Raw genomic sequence first — 16764 nt, 5'->3', positions numbered from 1 at the left:
TGATCAATCGTCGTCGATCAGGCGTCCGCGGCACACCCGCCAAGGTCAATGCGAACGCTGGTCTTGCGGCCAGCGACAAGGTAAACTCGGCCAGCGTCTCGGATGGCAGTCATGAGAGCGTACGATATCGCTCAATATTTCTGCTGGCGCTCGTACAACGACTTATAGTGCTGGATGCGCGTGACGCGCAGGCCCGGCATGCCCGACCGGTCGATCGCGCGCTGCCAGCCGGCGAATTCCTCGACGGTCAGGCCGTAGCGCGTGCAGACCTCGTCCACCGTCAGCAGCCCACCGTTCACCGCGGCGACCACCTCTGCCTTGCGGCGTACCACCCAGCGCGTCGTCGACGGCGGCGGCAGCGTATCGAGCGTCAGCGATTCGCCGAGCGGGCCGATAACCTTGGCGGGGCGGATTTTCTGATTTTCAATCATCATTCAACCTCGATCGGGGCGGGGGGCCCCCTCTCTGAAAGCAGCACTGTCCTTAGCGACACGGTCTTGAAGATCGGCTGAAACGCCGAGGTAAACGCCGTCTTCATGTTCGTGAGCATCGCCGGTCCCGGCACCGGTCAACGTCCGCAGCAGCATCGCCACCGCGCCGTTGAAGGCACAGTCGAGCGGGTGCAGCAGCCGTGAGCGATGTCCCGTCCGGCCACTCCGCATGTCGGAACGGAGCGCCGGTGGCACACCCTGCCGCGTCGCCACATCCGCCACGGCCGCGGACAGATCGCGGGGAAGCCGGCTGACTTCGCTACGTCTGTCGAAACCGGGAAAGCTGAGATCCAACGCGGCTGCACTCGTGTTACTCACTAAGGAGAAACGGCTTTATCCCGGTTCGGGTGAAGGTCGGGTAAAGCCCGGTGCAAGAATATGTGAACCATCCTTACTTTGCGGTTCCACTGCCATCGGCGTATGGGAAGACCGTTATGGACGACACGGATTTCCAGCTGCCCGCCCCCCTGTCCGCGCGGCGCATCGTCATCGCCATGTCGGGCGGCGTCGACAGTTCGGTGGTGGCGGCGCTCGCCGCGCGCACCGGCGCCGAGACGATCGGCGTGACCTTGCAGCTTTACGATCATGGCGAGGCGACGGGGCGCTCGGGCAGCTGCTGCGCGGGCCGCGACATTCGCGACGCGCGCGCGGTGTGCGACCGGCTGGGCATCGCGCATTACGTCTTCGACCATGAAAGCCGATTCCGCGAGACGGTGGTCGATACCTTCGCCGACGCCTATCTCGCCGGCCAGACGCCGATCCCCTGCGTCCAGTGCAACACCGGCCCCAAATTCACCGATCTGCTCGCTTTGGCGCGCGATCTCGGTGCGGACTGCCTTGCGACCGGCCATTATGTCCGTCGCGTCGAAGGGGCCGCGGGCGCCGAGTTGCATCGCGGCGCCGATCCCGCGCGCGACCAGAGCTACTTCCTGTTCGCGACGACGCAGGAGCAGCTCGATTATCTGCGCTTTCCGCTCGGCGGCCTGCCCAAGGCGCGGGTGCGCGAGATCGCGGCGGAGATGGGCCTCGCCGTTGCGGGCAAGCCGGACAGCCAGGATATCTGCTTCGTACCCGACGGCGATTATGCCGGGTTGGTGCGCAAGCTGCGGCCCGAGGCGGACACGGCAGGCGATATCGTCGATCTCAGCGGTACGAAGCTCGGCACCCATCGCGGCATCATCCACTTCACCGTCGGCCAGCGCCGCGGCCTCGAGATCGGTGGCAGTCCCGAACCGCTCTATGTCGTGCGCGTCGATGCCGCGAGCCGGCAGGTCGTCGTCGGCCCCCGCGCGGCGCTGGCGGTGGCGGCGGCGCGGCTGAGCGGGGTGAACTGGATCGGCGGCGACCATGACGGGCCGCTCACCGCCAAGGTGCGCTCGATGGCCAAGCCAGTGCCGGCGCGACTGGCGGGCGACCGCCTGCTGTTCGATGCCCCCGAATATGGCGTCGCCCCGGGCCAGGCGGCGGTGCTCTACGCCGGCGACCGGGTGCTCGGCGGCGGCTGGATCGCAGCGACCGAGGCCGCAGCGCTCGCGGCGGCGGCATGACCGTTTCGATCGCGGCGCTGCAGGCGGAGATGGAGGCAGCGGCGGAAGCGCTCGATTTCGCGCGCGCCGCGGAATTGCGCGACCGCATCAGCCTGCTGCGCGTCGGCGGCGAGGACGCGGACCCGGCAGGCCTGACACGCCAGCAGCCCGGCGCGATGGGCCTCGGCACGAGTCGCCAGCAGGTCGAACCGCCGGCGGGATGGGTGAAGCCGAAGAAGCCCGATCCGATGACCAAGGGGCGGAAGCGGTAGACCCTCCCTACCCACGCCGTCATTCCCGCGCAGGCGGGAATCCAGAACCGCTAACGGCGCGGCTCTTTCGTGAGGTCCGCGCGTCTGGATTCCCGCCTCCGCGGGAATGACGTTGGTTATGAAACGGGGACCACCCTACGGCAGCAGGAACGTCCCCTCGATCACCGTCACGCACGCCCCGCCCAGCACCACACGCTCGCCCTCCAACGCGCAGGACAACAGCCCGCCGCGCTTGCTCGCCTGATACGCCGTGAAGCGATCCCGCCCCAGCGTCTGCGCCCAATAGGGCACGACCACCGCATGCGCCGCGCCGGTCACCGGGTCTTCGGAAATGTCGTAATAAGGCGTGAAGGCACGGCTGACGATGTCTGTCGCCTGCCCGCGCGCGGTGACGATCGCAACGATCGGGCCCTCTGCGGTCAGCGCGCGATCGTCCGGGCGGACGGCGCGCACCGCCGCCTCGTCGGCGAGCACGACCACGGCATAGCCCTTGTCATGCCACAGCGTCTCGACCGGGTCAGTCACACCCAGCGCCGCAACGACGCCATCCAGCGGCTTCGCGCTCGGCCCCCATGCCGGCAGCGCCACGCGATAGCGGTCGCCATCGCGCGCCACCTCCAGGATGCCGGCCTGCCGCGTCGCGAAGCGCACCCGCGTCAGCGCCGGGTCGGACGACAGCACGAAATGCCCGCTCGCCAGCGTCGCATGGCCGCACAGTGCCACCTCGGCGGCGGGGGTGAACCAGCGCAGATCGAAATCGGCGTCCTCCCCGTCGTGCGGCACGATGAAGGCCGTCTCGCTGAGGTTATTCTCGCTCGCGATCTGCTGGAGGACGTCATCGGCGAGCCACGCGGCGAGCGGCATCACCGCCGCCGGATTGCCGCCGAACGCGCGTTCCGCAAAGGCATCGATCTGGGCGAAGGGGATGCGCATCAATAGCCGACCCGCTTGCCGAACCAGTGCGGCGTCACGTCGGCCTCGACCAGCGGATTGTCGGTATCGACATGGCCTTCGGGATCGAGGTGGATCAGCACCTCAACCTTCGGGAACATCTGTCTGAGGTTGCGCTCGACGCCCTCGACGATATCATGCGCCGCGCCGACCGTCAGGTTGCGATCGACCTCCATGTGGAATTGCGCGAAATCGTGGCTGCCCGATCGGCGCGTGCGGAAATCGTGGATGCCCTTGAGGCCCGGCTGGCGCGCGGCGACGTCGAGGAAGGCGGCGCGCTGATCCTCGGGCCATTCCTTGTCCATCAGCTGGTCGATCGCGTTGGACGACGCCTGGAACGCCCCCCAGGCGAGCCACAGCGCGATCGCGATACCGAAGATCGGATCCGCCTTGTGCCAGCCCAGATACTGGTCGACCACCAGCGCCAGGATCACCGATCCGTTGAGCAGCACGTCGGACTGATAATGGACGTTGTCCGCCATGATCGCGACCGAGCCCGTCGATCGGATGATGCGGCGCTGATACCAGAGCAGCACGATCGTCGCGACGATCGCGATCAGCGACACGCCGATGCCGAATTCCGCATCCGCCGTCGGCCCGTTCTCACCCAGCGCGGTGATCGCGCGCCATGCGATGCCCGCCGCCGATGCGGTGATCAGCGCGACCTGGAACAGGGCCGCCAGCGCCTCCGCCTTGCCATGGCCGAAGCGGTGATCGTGATCCGCCGGCGTCGCCGCGAGTCGCACGCCGTACAGCGTCACGAGGCTGGCGAGCAGATCGAGCGCGGTGTCGGCCAGACTGCCGAGCATCGCAACCGACCCGGTGTGCCAGGCCGCGAAGCTCTTCAGCGCCAGCAGGAAGCAGGCCATGCTGACGCTGGCGAGCGCGGCGCGGGTCGCCAGCGGCAGGAAACGGCGTTGTTCGTCGCGCGTCATGGGAACAGCAATCCTTCGGTCCAGCCCGTATCGGTCCGCGTGAACAGGCGGCGTTCGTGCAGCCGATGCGCGCGATCCTGCCAGAATTCGATCGTCTGCGGCGTCACGCGATAGCCGCCCCAATGCGGCGGACGGGGCACGTCGCCGCCCTCGAACCGGGCCTGCATCTCGGCGAAGCGCGCTTCGAACGCCTCGCGCGTATCGAGCGGCCGCGACTGGTCCGATGCCCAGGCGCCCAGCTGCGAATCGCGGCCGCGCGACGCGAAATACGCATCCGACTCGGCGTCGGTCGCTCGGGTCACCCCGCCCTCGATGCGAATCTGCCGGCGCAGCGACTTCCAGTGGAACAGCAGCGCCGCCTTGGGCAACGCCGCCAGATCGCCCGCCTTGCGGCTTTCGCGATTGGTATAGAAGACGAAGCCGTCGGGGCCATGCCCCTTCAGCAGCACCATGCGCACCGACGGCTGCCCGGCGGCATCGACGGTCGCGAGCGCCATCGCATTGGGGTCATTGGGTTCGCTGTCTTTCGCCTCGGCATACCAGGCATCGAACAGCGCGAAGGGATTGTCGGCCATGGCCGGCCCCTTAGCGGAAAATGGCAGCAAACAAAAATCCTCCCCCGCCAGGGGGAGGGGGCGCGGCGAAGCCGTGACGGAGGGGGAGGTGAACGGCGCACGTCATTTATAGGACACCGCTGCCCTCCCCCTCCGTCAGCTGCGCTGCCACCTCCCCCTGGCGGGGGAGGAATTGGCGGGAACGACTCTTTCTCCCGTGAATTGAATCGCTTCCGCAACGGAAAGCCCTCGCAATGCCCGCACGCGCCTATTGGCAAGGACAGATCCGGCTCGCGCTGGTGTCGATACCGGTCGAAATCTATTCGGCGACGAAAAGCGGTGCCAGCGTCGCCTTCAAGCAGATCCACGAACCCAGCGGCAAGCCGATCCATTACGAGAAGGTCGTCACCGGCGTCGGCCCCGTCGACACCGACGAGATCATGAAGGGCTATGAGGTGTCGAAGGGCGAGTTCGTGCTGCTGGAGCAGGACGAGATCGACGCTGTGAAGCTCGAATCGAAGAAGACGCTGGAGCTGACCCAGTTCGTCGACGCCGACGAGATTCCCGTCCTCTATTACGAAAAACCCTATTTCGTCGTGCCCGCCGACGATCTGGCCGAAGAGGCGTTCATCGTGCTGCGCGAGGCGCTGCGGCGGACGAAGAAGGTGGGCCTCGGCCAGCTGGCGATGCGCGGGCGCGAATATGTCGTCAGCCTGAAGCCATGCGGCCGAGGCATGGTGCTGGAAACGCTGCGCTACGCCGACGAGGTGAACAAAGCGCAGAGCTATTTCCGCGAGATCCCCGACGCCAAGCCCGACAGCGAATTGCTCGACCTTGCCGAAGCGCTGATTGACAAGAAGAGCGGTGCCTTCGATCCGCAGGAGTTCCACGACCGCTACGTCGATGCGCTGAAGGACCTCATCGAGCGCAAGCGCAAGACCAAGGGCAAGGTGATCGAGGAGGCCGACGACGACACACCCGCCAAGAGCAGCAACGTCGTCGATCTGATGGCGGCGCTGAAGAAGTCGATGGAGAAATCGGGCGGGTCGGCAGCCAAGGCCGCGCCGGCGAAAAAGCCCGCCGCGAAGAAGGCCCCCGCCAAACGCGCCCCGGCGAAGAAACGTGCCTGAGACCGACCCGCTCGCCCGCTACAACGCCAAGCGCGATTTCGCGAAGACGGCGGAGCCGGCGGGTACGCTCGCGCCGGGCAACGGCAACAGCTTCATCGTCCAGAAGCACGACGCCACCCGCCTCCATTGGGACTTCCGTCTCGAAGCGGACGGCGTCCTCAAAAGCTGGGCGGTGACGCGCGGCCCAAGCCTCGATCCCGACGAAAAGCGGCTCGCGGTGCGGACCGAGGACCATCCTTTGTCGTATGCGACGTTCGAAGGCACGATTCCCGAAGGCGAATATGGCGGCGGCACGGTGATGCTGTGGGACCGCGGCACCTGGGCGCCGGTCGCGGGCAAGTCCGCCAAGGACATCGATAAGGGCCATCTCCACTTCGTCCTCGATGGCGAGCGGATGAAGGGCGAATGGCTGCTGATCCGCCTGAAACCGCGCGGCAAGGAAAAGCGCGAGAATTGGCTGTTGCGTAAGATCGACGACGCTCACGCCGGCGGGACGGACACATTGGTCGAGGAAGGCCTCACCAGCGTCGCAACCGGCCGCACGATGGCGGAGATCGCCGACGGTAAGTCCTCTCCTGCTCCGCAGGGAAGAGGGACCGCCCGCGCAGCGAGTGGTGGAGGGGCAGCCCCGCGCGCGACGCGTGCGAAAAAGGGCAAGAAGGCCAAACTCCCCGCCTTCCAGAACCCCCAACTCTGCACCCTGGTCGATAGCGTGCCCGCCGGCACCGGCTGGCTGCACGAGATGAAATACGACGGCTATCGTGCCCTCGTCGCGGTCGCGGATGGGGCGGCCAAGGTCTACACCCGCAACGGCCTCGACTGGACGGACAAATTTGGGGGGATCGCAGAGGCCGCCGCCGCCCTCCCCGTGTCCTCCGCGCTGATCGACGGCGAGATCGTCGCGTTCAAGGACGGCAAGCCCGATTTCTCGACGCTGAAGGACGCGATCGGTGCCGGCGGCGCGATGACGCTGTTCGCCTTCGATCTGCTGTCACTCGACGGCGAGGACCTGACCGGCCTGACGACGGTCGAGCGCAAGGAGCGGCTGCGCGGTATCGTCGGCGACGACGGACGCCTGCAATTCTCCGAGCACGTCCTGGGCTCGGGCGAGCAATTGTTCGATGCGATGTGTCGCGAGGGGATGGAGGGCGTCGTGTCGAAACGCGCCGACGCGCCCTATACCGGCGGGCGCAACCGCGCGTGGCTAAAGGCGAAATGCACCCGCCGCCAGGAATTCGTCATCCTCGGCTGGGTGCCGTCCGACAAGCGGCGGGGATTCAAGTCACTGCTACTGGGCGTACGCGAGGGCGACGACTGGCGCTACACCGGCAAGGTCGGCACCGGCTTCGATACCGCGACGATGGACGATCTGGCCGAACGCCTTTCGACGCTCAAGACGGACGCACCACCGGTCGACGCGACCGCGCTGAAACCCTTCCGGGCCGCTGTCCGCGGCGCGCGCTGGGTTCGCCCCGAATTGGTCGCGGAGATCGCCTTTGCCGAAACGACGCCCGATGGCCTGCTGCGCCACGCAAGCTTCCTGGGTCTGCGCGGCGACAAACCCGCCGATACGGTCGTCGCGGAAGTGCCCGAACCCGCCCCCGACCAGGCCGACACGCCAGCGATCCACGTCAAGGTCAGCAATCGCGACCGCGTGATCTTCCCGGAAAGCAACGTCACTAAGGGCGAGCTCGCCGACTATTATGCGGCGGTCAGCCCGATCATGCTCCCATGCGTCGCCCGCCGCCCGCTCAGCCTGGTCCGCTGCCCGCAAGGCCGCGCCAAGCAATGCTTCTTCCAGAAGCACGACGCGGGCAGTTTCGGCGAACACGTCCACCATGTCGACGTCCGTGAAAAGGACGGCAGCGTCGAACCCTACCTCTACGTCGACAGCGCCGATGGCCTCGTCGCGTGCGTGCAGATGGGGGGCATCGAATTCCACGGCTGGGGCAGCCATGTCGACGCGATCGAGATGCCCGACCGGCTGGTGATCGATCTCGACCCCGACGAAGGCCTGGGCTTTGCAGACACCAAGGCGGCCGCCGATCACGTCCGTGCGCAGCTTGCCGAGATCGGCCTCGTCAGCTTCCCGTTGCTGTCGGGCGGCAAGGGCGTCCATGTCGTCGTGCCGCTCACGCCCCAGGCGGAATGGCCAGCCGTGAAAGATTTCGCCGACCGCTTCGCGCGCGCGCTGGCCGCGGCGGGGCCGGACCGCTTCGTCGCAGTCGCGACCAAGGCGAAGCGTAAGGGCCGCATCTTCATCGACTATCTGCGCAACCAGCGTGGCAGCACCGCGATCATGCCCTATTCGGCGCGGGCCCGGGCCGGCGCACCGGTGTCGGCGCCCGTGTCGTGGACCGAGCTGCGCGACATCGACACGGCGGCGCGCTGGACCGTACGCGACGCGGACGAACTGCTGAAGCGCGCGACGTCGCGGGCGCTGGCTGGCTGGGGCGTGGCGGATCAGGTGCTGCCGGACGTGTGAGGCCCCTGCCACTTCGTCATTCCCGCGTAGGCGGGAATCCAGACGCGCTACCGTCGCGAATCCGTCGCTGGCGTTATAGGTTATGGATCCCCGCCTGCGCGGGGATGACGGGTTTTAGATCGCGCTTCGGCACCCCAAACCCTGTTGCATCCGCCCCAGCATGTGTAGACGGTGCGCCGCACCAAAGGCGGGGGACGAACGGACAGCGATGGCGACGCAGGCGGCGCCCATATTCGATGCCGAGACGCATGCCCGGCGCTGGATCGCCGACTATTGCGCGCGTACGCGCGGCGGCGACGTGCTGTGCGACAGCGGCGATCCTGCCTGGGCGTCGATGTTCGCCGAACTCGCCAGCGTCGCCTCCGACGATCTCGACCATGTCCGCGAACGCGTGCGCCGCCACGCCGCCGACATCGGCACCGGCTTTCGCATCATCGGTGAGGCGGACGAGCGCCCCTGGCCGGTCAGTCCGGTGCCGCTGCTGATCGAGGCGGACGAATGGGCCGGCATCGCCCGCGGCGTCACGCAGCGCGCCGAGTTGATGGAGACGGTGATTGCCGATCTCTATGGCCCGCAGCGCCTGGTCGAACGCGGGCTGATCCCGGCGGCGCTCGTCACCGGCAGCCCCTATTTCCTGCGGCCGATGGTGGGGCTGGATCCGCCGGGCGGGAAGCATCCGCACTTCATTGCGATCGACCTCGGCCGCGGGCCGACCGGCGAATGGCGCGTGCTCGCCGATCACCTGCGCGCGCCTGCGGGCGCCGGCTACGCGCTCGAGAACCGGCTGGCGGTCAGCCGCACGCTCGGCGGGCTTCAGGCGCGGCTCAACGTGCAGCGGCATGCGCCCTTCTTCGCCGCCTTCCGCGCCGGCATCGCTGCCATGTGCCGCCGGGCCGATCCACGCATCGGCCTGCTGACGCCGGGGCGGTATAACCCGAGCTATCCCGAACAGGCGCATCTTGCACGCTATCTCGGGCTGCTGCTCGTCGAGGGCGCGGATCTCGCCGCACTGGAAAACCAGCTCTACGTCCGCACCATCGCAGGCCTCAAGCGGATCGACGCGCTCTGGCGCCGGGTGGATCCGCGCATGCTCGATCCGCTGGCGTTCGATTCGCACTCGCAGATCGGCGTCGCCGGCCTCATCGACGCCTATGCAACGGGCAATGTCGTGCTGTCGAACGCGCCGGGCGCGGGCGTGCTCGAGGCGCCGGCGTTCGGCGCCTTCCTGCCGCAGCTCGCGACGCGGTTGCTGGGCGAGAGCCTGCATCTGCCCAATATCGCGACCTGGTGGTGCGGCCAGCCGACCGAGCGTGCCCGCGTCGCCGAAGACCTCGATCGCATGTTGATCGGCACCGCCTTCGGTCCCGCCCCGCTCGGGTTGCCGCAGGGGCGCACCGTGCACGGCGGCGAGCTGGACGACGACGCCAGGGCGATACTCCTCGCCGACATGGACCGGCGCCCGCAGGATTATGTCGGGCAGGAGATCGTGCGCCTGTCGACCATGCCCGTCGTCATTGGCGATACGTTGGAACCGCGCCCCTTCACGCTGCGCGTCTTCGCGGCGCGCGACGCGAGCGGCGGCTGGACAGTCATGCCCGGCGGCTTCGCCCGCATCGGCGAGGCGACCGACCCACGCGCCAGCGTGCTGGGCGAAGGGCTGTGGTCCGCCGACGTCTGCGTCCATGGGGCCGAGGCGGTGGAGCCCGTCTCGCTCCTTCCCGCCCCTGATTCGCACAACGTCCGCCGCAACCCCGGCACATTGCCCAGCCGCGTTGCCGACAATGTCTATTGGCTCGGCCGCTATCTGGAGCGCGGCGAGGCGCTGCTCGCGGCGATCCGCGTGATGCTGGGCCATTCGATCGCGGCGGACGGTGGCGCGGCCTTGTCCGACGCCACCGTCGCCAAGCTGGTCGGCCTGATCGCCGGCAATGGCGCCGCCCCTCACCCCGAATCGATGCGCCGCGGCGACCTCACCGCCTTCGCGCGCACCGCGATGGAGGATGAGGCCTGGCATTCGGTCGCGAAGATCAACCGCCTGGCGCGCGGCATCGGCGAAGGATCGCGCGACCGCCTGTCCGCCGACATGATGCGGCTGCTCGAAGCGCCCTTCCCCACCCATCGCGGCATGCTCGACCGGGCGGGCTCGCTCCAGCGCCGCTATGCCGCGATCCTCGGCCTGTCGGCGGAGCATATGGGGCGCACCGCGGCCTGGCGCTTCCACGACATCGGCCGGCGCATCGAACGCGCCATCGCGATGACGCGCGCACTGCGCCTGTTCGGCATGCCCGGCGCGACCGCGGACGATCTGTCGACGCTGCTCGACCTCGCCGACAGCCAGATCAGCTATCGCCAGCGGTATCTGACCGGAATCGCGCGCGTCCCCGTCGTCGATCTCGTCGCGCTCGATCCCGGCAATCCGCGCAGCCTCGCCTATCAGGCCGAGCGCATTACCCAGCGGCTCGCCGAACTGCCGGTCCTGAGCGACGACGGCATGCCCGAACCGCAGCAAAGCCACGCCGCCGCGCTCGCCGCGACGCTGGCGATGACCGATGCGGCGGCGATCGACGCCGATGCGCTCGGCGATATCGAGCGGCGCCTTGCGCAATTGTCCGACGCGATCGCGCGCCGCTACTTCTTGCAAGGTGCCGAGCCGTTGCGCGCCGTCGGGCTTACCCTGGCATGAGGTGGGGGGCATGACCACGCACCCGATGCGATACGACGTCCGCCACGTCACCCGGTTCGACTATGGCGGCAACGTCAAGTTCGCGCGCTGCAACCTGCGGCTGAAGCCGATCGACTGGCCGGGTCAGGTGCTGGAGGATTACCGCCTGACCGTCGAACCCGCCGGGCGGACGAGCACCGGCCTTGCCGAAGCGGGCCTTGCTCATGTCACGCGGCTGGTGGTCGATACGCCGGTGCGCAGCCTGACGATCGAAAGCGTCGCGCGCCTGACGGTCGACCGACTAGTGCCGGTGCCCGCCGCCGACGACCCGACGCTGGGCGAGATCGCCGCGCTGGCCCTCGCCAGCCGCGACCTGTCGGCGGCGGGACCGGCGAATTACCTGTTCCCCTCACCACTCATTCCGCTCGACCGCGACATCGCGGCCTATTGCGCCGAAGACCTTGCGCCCGGCCGCGGCAGCCTCGAGGCAGGGATCGCGCTCGCCCGCCGCATCCAGCGCGATTTCGCCTTCGATCCGCACGCGACGCTGGTCGATACGCCCCCGCGCGAGGCGTTCCGGCAGCGCAAGGGCGTGTGCCAGGACTTCGCGCAGATCATGATCACCGGCCTGCGCGCCGCCGGCCTGCCCGCAGCCTATGCCAGTGGCTACATCCGCACGATCCCGCCGGAGGGGCAGCCGCGGCTGGTCGGGGCGGACGCGACGCACGCCTGGGTGCTGCTGTGGTGCGGCCCGGTGCGCGGCTGGATCGGGCTCGATCCCACCAACGGCATCTGGATGGCCGGCGACCATATCGTGATGGCGGTCGGCCGCGACTATGCCGAGATCGCGCCGGTCGATGGTGTGGTGCTGGGCTCGCAGGCGCAGAGCATGTCGGTCAGCGTGGACGTGGCGCCGCTCACCTGACCCCTAGTTCGTCATCCCGGCGAACGCCGGGATCCATGGACAGGAAGCCGCCGACGTTGCGCGCGCCATCCGCCCCATCGCCACCATGGATCCCGGCGTTCGCCGGGATGACGAATGTGAGGACTACTTCGTCACCGCATTCGCGTTGCCGACATCGTCGTCCGTATCCCCATCGCCGGTGCCGGAATAATCCATCCCGCTCTGCCCGCCATGGCCCAGGAAGCCGCCGCCGACATCGTCGCGGTTCTTCGCATCCTTGCCCGTATGCGGATTGGGATAGGCGCCGCCGTTGCTCTCACTCGCGGATTTGCCGCCCGGCGCTTCGACGCCGTCGTTCGATCCGCCGCGATCCGTGCTCATCGCCTGCGTGGGCTGTGTGTCGGTCATCGTCACTCTCCTCGATGACCCACCAACGAAGCAGCCACCGATTGCGTTGCGGCGCGGCCTCCCCCACATAGGTTCATAATACACCAACGGGGAACCAATGGCCGATCCATATCAGACTTTGGGCGTCGCGCGGGGCGCGTCCGAGGCCGACATCAAGAAGGCGTATCGCAAGCTCGCCAAAGAGCTGCATCCCGACCGCAACAAGGACAATCCGAAGGCGGCCGAACGCTTCAGCCAGGTTACCGGCGCCTACGATCTGCTGACCGACAAGGACAAGCGCGCCCGCTTCGATCGCGGTGAGATCGACGGCGATGGCAATCCCGCCTCGCCCTTTGGTTTCGGCGGCGGCGCGAGGCCCGGCGGCGGGCGCACCAATGCGGGCGGGGGCTTCAGCAGCGCCGGCTTCGAATTCGGCGCGGGCGACGCCGACATGAGCGACATTTTCGAAGGATTGTTCGGCGGCGCGCAGCGCGGCGGTGGTGGCGGCTTCGCCAGCGGCTTCGGCCGCCGCCCGCAGCCCAAGGGCGCGACGATCACCTATCGCCTGCAAGTACCCTTCGTCGATGCCGCAACGCTGGCGCCGCAGCGTGTGACGCTCGGCGACGGCAGGGCGATCGACCTGAAGCTGCCCGCCGGGGTCGAGACGGGCACGCAGATGAAGCTCGCCGGCAAGGGCGAACCCGGCCCCGGCGGCGCGGGTGACGCGATCGTCGCGATCGAGGTGCAGGGCCATCGCTTCTTCACGCGCGATGGCGACGACGTGCGGCTCGACCTGCCGATCACGCTCACCGAAGCGGTGAAGGGTGGCGCGGTCCGCGTGCCCACCGTCGACAAGGCGGTGATGCTGACGATCCCCAAGGGCACCAGCTCGGGCAAGACGCTGCGCCTGAAGGGCAAGGGCTTTCACAAGAAGGACGGCAGCCGCGGCGACCAATTGGTCACGCTGATGATCGATCTTCCGTCCGATGATGCAGCGTTGCAACAGTTCGCCGACGGATGGCAGGACCCGCGGAACCCGCGCGCCGCGATGGGCGTCTGACGGGGGTAGTGACCGATACGACAGCCCTTACCCCCGAAGCCCGCGCGCATCTGCGCAAGGGCGCCCGTCATCAACTGGCCAAGCTGAAGCCCGGCCCCGCCGCGATCGAGGTCGTGAAGCGGGCCGGACTCGGCGTGTTCAACGACGGCTTCATCCACGCCGGCAACCTCGCCTATCTTGCGCTGATGACGGTGTTCCCGTTCTTCATCACCGCAGCGGCGGTGCTGTCGTTGCTGGGGCAGAGCGCGGAAACGCAGCGTGCGGTCAGTTCCTTCCTCCACGTCCTGCCGCCCAACGTCGCCGATATCCTGCGCAAGCCGATCGCCGACGTACTCGTCGCGCGGACGGGATCGCTGCTGTGGCTTGGCGGCCTCGTCGGCCTGTGGACCGTCGGCAGTTTCGTTGAGACGATCCGCGACATCTTCCACCGCGCCTATGGCGTAAAGGCCAGCGTGCCTTTCTGGCGATCACGCCTGTCGTCGTCGGGCGTCATCATCCTGTCGGTCATCATCGCGCTGATGAGCTTCCTGGTGCAGGGCATCCTGACCGCGGCCGAACAGTTCATCTATCGCCTGCTGCCCTTCGCGCGCGACGCCGCGGGTTGGGTCGGCCTGTCGCGACTGATCCCCGGCCTCATCATGTTCGGGGCGCTCTATCTGCTGTTCTACTCGGTGACGCCGGGCAAATATCGCCACAGCGACTGCCCGAAATGGCCGGGCGCGCTGTTCACCGCAGGCTGGTGGGTCAGCATGACCGCGCTCCTGCCGCTCGTGCTCAGCCAGCTCGGCGGCTACGACCTCACCTACGGCAGCCTCGCGGGCGTCGTCGTCATGCTACTGTTCTTCTATCTGATCGGTCTGGGCCTCGTCTTCGGTGCCCATCTCAACGCAGCACTGGCGGAACCCCCCGAACCGGCGCTACAGGAGGCCGCGACCACAGAATAAGGTAATGAGCGCGTGACGGGTTTGATGGCAGGCAAGCGGGGGCTGATCATGGGCCTCGCCAACGACAAGTCGCTGGCCTGGGGCATTGCCAAGCAATTGTCGCAACAGGGCGCGGAACTTGCCTTTTCCTATCAGGGCGCCGCGATGGAAAAGCGCGTGCGTCCGCTCGCCGAACAGCTCGGCGTCGCCCGCCTGTTCGACTGCGACGTGTCGGACATGGCGGCGCTGGATGCGACCTTCGCGGCGCTGGCGCAGGAATGGCCGACGATCGACTTCGTCGTCCATGCGATCGGCTTTTCCGACAAGTCGCAGCTGCGCGGCAAGTTCTACGACACCACGCTCGACAACTTCCTGATGACCATGAACATTTCGGCCTATTCGCTGGTCGCCGTGGCGCAGCGTGCGCGCGCGATGATGCCGCAGGGCGGGTCGATCCTGACGCTCACCTATTATGGCGCGGAAAAGGTCATTCCGCATTACAACGTCATGGGCGTCGCCAAGGCCGCGCTGGAAACGAGCGTGAAGTATCTCGCGGTCGACCTCGGCCCGGAAAACATCCGCGTCAACGCCATCTCGGCCGGCCCCATCCAGACGCTGGCGGCGCGGGGCATCGGCGACTTCAACTACATCCTGAAGTGGAACGAGCTGAACAGCCCGCTGCGTCGCACCGTCACGATCGAGGATGTCGGCGGCGCGGGCGTCTACATGCTGTCCGACCTGTCGGCGGGCGTCACCGGCGAAATCCACCATGTCGACGCCGGCTATAACGTCATCGGCATGAAGGCAGAGGACGCGCCCGACATCGCGCTGGCTTGATGCCGACGATCCGCCCCGCCGCTGGCCGCGACGTCGCCGCGATCGACGCGCTGTTGCGCGACTGTTTCCCGGCGCCCGACGAGGCGACGCTGGTCCGCGACCTGTGCGTGGAGGGCGACATGGTGCTCGTCCTCGTCGCCGAGATCGACGGTGCGCTCGCAGGCCTCGTCGCGTTCAGCCGGATGCGGGTCGATGTCGGTGGCAAATCCGTTGCCGCGGTTGCGCTGGCGCCGCTCGCCGTCGCGCCGGAATGGCGCCGACAGGGCGTGGCGGAGGCGTTGGTCGCCGCCGGGGTCGAGCAGCTGGAGGCGGCGGGTATCGTGCTCTGCTTCGCGCTCGGCGAACCGGCCTTCTACATCCGTTTCGGCTTCGCCACCGATGTCGCAAGCGGGTTCGCGTCGCCCTATGCGGGCGACTATTTCATGGCGCTGCCGCTGCAGGGCGGACTGATCCCGTGCGGCGTGCGGGGCGAGGCGGCGCATGCACCCGCCTTTGCGCGACTGGGGGCATCGCAATGAGCATCAACAGCTTCGGCCATCTGTTCCGCTTCACCACCTGGGGTGAAAGCCACGGGCCGGCGATCGGGGCGGTCGTCGATGGGTGCCCGCCGGGGATCGCCTTGAGCGAGACCGACATCCAACCCTGGCTCGACAAGCGCCGCCCGGGCACCAGCCGCTTCACCACGCAGCGGCGCGAGCCCGATCAGGTGCGCATCCTGTCCGGCGTGTTCGAGGGCAAGACGACCGGCACCCCGATCAGCCTGATGATCGAGAATGTCGACCAGCGCTCGAAGGATTATTCCGAGGTCGCGCTCGCCTATCGCCCCGGCCATGCCGACTATGCCTATGACGCCAAATATGGCTTTCGCGATTACCGCGGTGGTGGGCGGTCGTCGGCGCGCGAGACGGCGAGCCGGGTCGCGGCGGGCGCGGTGGCGCGCGCAGTGATCCCGCAGGTCAAAATCCGCGCCTGGGTCGAGGCGATCGGCGGCGACCGGATCGATTACGCCGCATTCGACGATGCGCAGATCGACGCCAACCCCTTCTTCTGCCCCGACGCTGCCGCCGCCGCCCGCTGGGAAGCGATCGTCGATGCGGCGCGAAAGTCCGGGTCGTCCGTCGGGGCGGTCGTGGCGTGCGAGGCGACGGGCGTGCCGGCCGGCTGGGGCGCGCCGCTCTATGCCAAGCTGGACAGCGAACTCGCGTCGGCTTGTATGAGCATCAATGCGGTGAAGGGCTTCGAGATCGGAGACGGCTTCGCCGCCGCCGCGCTGACCGGCGAACAGAATGCCGACCCGATGCGCGCCGGCAATACCGGCCCCCGCTTCCTTGCCAACCATGCGGGCGGCATCGCTGGCGGCATCGCCACCGGCCAGCCGATCACGTTGCGCGTCGCGTTCAAGCCGACCAGTTCGATCCTGACCCCCGTCGACACGATCACGCGCACCGGCGAGGAGACGCAAATCGCGACGAAAGGCCGCCACGACCCCTGTGTCGGCATCCGCGGCGTGCCCGTCGTCGAGGCGATGACGGCATTGGTATTAGCGGACCAAGCGTTGCTTCACCGGGGCCAGACGGGCCGTTGAGGCCGCGAAGGGCGGAACACTCTCCATGCTAACCCGTTGGGGTCAAGCAATTTTTGCAGGAG

16 protein-coding genes are annotated in these 16764 nt (G+C 67.9%); 11 read left to right on the top strand and 5 right to left on the bottom strand.

Annotation, left to right across the window (positions count from 1 at the left end; all coding sequences use genetic code 11):
* Positions 1-131: 131 nt before the first annotated feature.
* Positions 132-431, bottom strand: a complete 300-nt coding sequence (locus tag ACP690_RS13225) for a DUF1153 domain-containing protein (RefSeq protein ID WP_024310369.1) — start codon at positions 429-431, stop codon at positions 132-134.
* Positions 432-925: 494 nt separating this feature from the next.
* Between ACP690_RS13225 and mnmA the strand changes: the two genes are divergently transcribed.
* Both mnmA and ACP690_RS13215 read left to right on the top strand, forming a co-directional pair.
* Positions 926-2038 (top strand): tRNA 2-thiouridine(34) synthase MnmA, encoded by a 1113-nt coding sequence (mnmA, locus tag ACP690_RS13220; protein ID WP_426261392.1) that lies wholly within the window; start codon positions 926-928, stop codon positions 2036-2038.
* Positions 2035-2289, top strand: a complete 255-nt coding sequence (locus ACP690_RS13215) for a UvrB/UvrC motif-containing protein (protein ID WP_426255084.1) — start codon at positions 2035-2037, stop codon at positions 2287-2289. Before mnmA ends, ACP690_RS13215 begins: the two co-directional genes overlap by 4 nt.
* Positions 2290-2424: 135 nt before the next feature.
* Here ACP690_RS13215 and ACP690_RS13210 read toward each other — a convergent pair whose 3' ends face one another.
* The 3 genes from ACP690_RS13210 to pdxH are packed head-to-tail and all read right to left on the bottom strand — an operon-like array spanning position 2425 to position 4750.
* On the bottom strand, positions 2425-3222 hold the full coding sequence (locus ACP690_RS13210; RefSeq protein ID WP_426255083.1) for a PhzF family phenazine biosynthesis protein: 798 nt from the start codon (positions 3220-3222) through the stop codon (positions 2425-2427).
* Positions 3222-4175, bottom strand: coding sequence for a cation diffusion facilitator family transporter (locus ACP690_RS13205; protein ID WP_017979898.1), 954 nt, complete (start codon positions 4173-4175; stop codon positions 3222-3224). Before ACP690_RS13205 ends, ACP690_RS13210 begins: the two co-directional genes overlap by 1 nt.
* Positions 4172-4750 (bottom strand): pyridoxamine 5'-phosphate oxidase, encoded by a 579-nt coding sequence (gene pdxH, locus ACP690_RS13200; protein WP_426255082.1) that lies wholly within the window; start codon positions 4748-4750, stop codon positions 4172-4174. Before pdxH ends, ACP690_RS13205 begins: the two co-directional genes overlap by 4 nt.
* Before the next feature lie 233 nt (positions 4751-4983).
* On the opposite strand from pdxH, the gene ACP690_RS13195 reads away from it, so the two are divergent.
* From ACP690_RS13195 to ACP690_RS13180, 4 genes are all read left to right on the top strand, one after another.
* Positions 4984-5859, top strand: a complete 876-nt coding sequence (locus ACP690_RS13195; protein ID WP_426261391.1) for a Ku protein — start codon at positions 4984-4986, stop codon at positions 5857-5859.
* The gene (ligD, locus tag ACP690_RS13190) at positions 5852-8344 is read left to right on the top strand and encodes a DNA ligase D (RefSeq protein WP_426261390.1); all 2493 of its coding nucleotides are present in this window, start codon (positions 5852-5854) and stop codon (positions 8342-8344) included. Before ACP690_RS13195 ends, ligD begins: the two co-directional genes overlap by 8 nt.
* A gap of 208 nt (positions 8345-8552) precedes the next feature.
* A complete protein-coding gene (locus tag ACP690_RS13185; protein ID WP_426261389.1) occupies positions 8553-11027 on the top strand; it encodes a circularly permuted type 2 ATP-grasp protein in 2475 nt (824 codons plus the stop codon).
* 25 nt (positions 11028-11052) lie between these two features.
* Complete coding sequence (locus tag ACP690_RS13180; RefSeq protein WP_294212707.1) at positions 11053-11931, top strand: transglutaminase family protein; 879 nt, start codon at positions 11053-11055, stop codon at positions 11929-11931.
* 123 nt (positions 11932-12054) lie between these two features.
* Here ACP690_RS13180 and ACP690_RS13175 read toward each other — a convergent pair whose 3' ends face one another.
* Complete coding sequence (locus ACP690_RS13175; RefSeq protein WP_426261388.1) at positions 12055-12318, bottom strand: hypothetical protein; 264 nt, start codon at positions 12316-12318, stop codon at positions 12055-12057.
* Positions 12319-12415: 97 nt separating this feature from the next.
* Between ACP690_RS13175 and ACP690_RS13170 the strand changes: the two genes are divergently transcribed.
* From ACP690_RS13170 to aroC, 5 genes are read left to right on the top strand one after another with little or no spacing between them, the layout of a single operon-like run.
* Entirely contained in the window at positions 12416-13357 is a 942-nt protein-coding gene (locus ACP690_RS13170; RefSeq protein ID WP_426261387.1) for a DnaJ C-terminal domain-containing protein, read from the top strand.
* Entirely contained in the window at positions 13315-14301 is a 987-nt protein-coding gene (locus ACP690_RS13165; protein ID WP_426261386.1) for a YihY/virulence factor BrkB family protein, read from the top strand. The genes ACP690_RS13170 and ACP690_RS13165 overlap by 43 nt, the downstream gene beginning before the upstream one ends.
* Positions 14302-14325: 24 nt before the next feature.
* A complete protein-coding gene (fabI, locus tag ACP690_RS13160; protein WP_017979907.1) occupies positions 14326-15117 on the top strand; it encodes an enoyl-ACP reductase FabI in 792 nt (263 codons plus the stop codon).
* Positions 15117-15635, top strand: coding sequence for a GNAT family N-acetyltransferase (locus tag ACP690_RS13155; RefSeq protein ID WP_426261385.1), 519 nt, complete (start codon positions 15117-15119; stop codon positions 15633-15635). Before fabI ends, ACP690_RS13155 begins: the two co-directional genes overlap by 1 nt.
* Entirely contained in the window at positions 15632-16702 is a 1071-nt protein-coding gene (gene aroC / locus ACP690_RS13150) for a chorismate synthase (protein WP_147036656.1), read from the top strand. Before ACP690_RS13155 ends, aroC begins: the two co-directional genes overlap by 4 nt.
* Positions 16703-16764 lie beyond the last annotated feature (62 nt).

Source organism: Sphingomonas sp. DC4900, assembly GCF_049896485.1.
Lineage (GTDB): Bacteria > Pseudomonadota > Alphaproteobacteria > Sphingomonadales > Sphingomonadaceae > Sphingomonas > Sphingomonas aquatilis.
The sequence above is the reverse complement of the archived record's forward strand: the minus strand, read 5'-3'. Positions and strand labels throughout refer to the sequence as shown.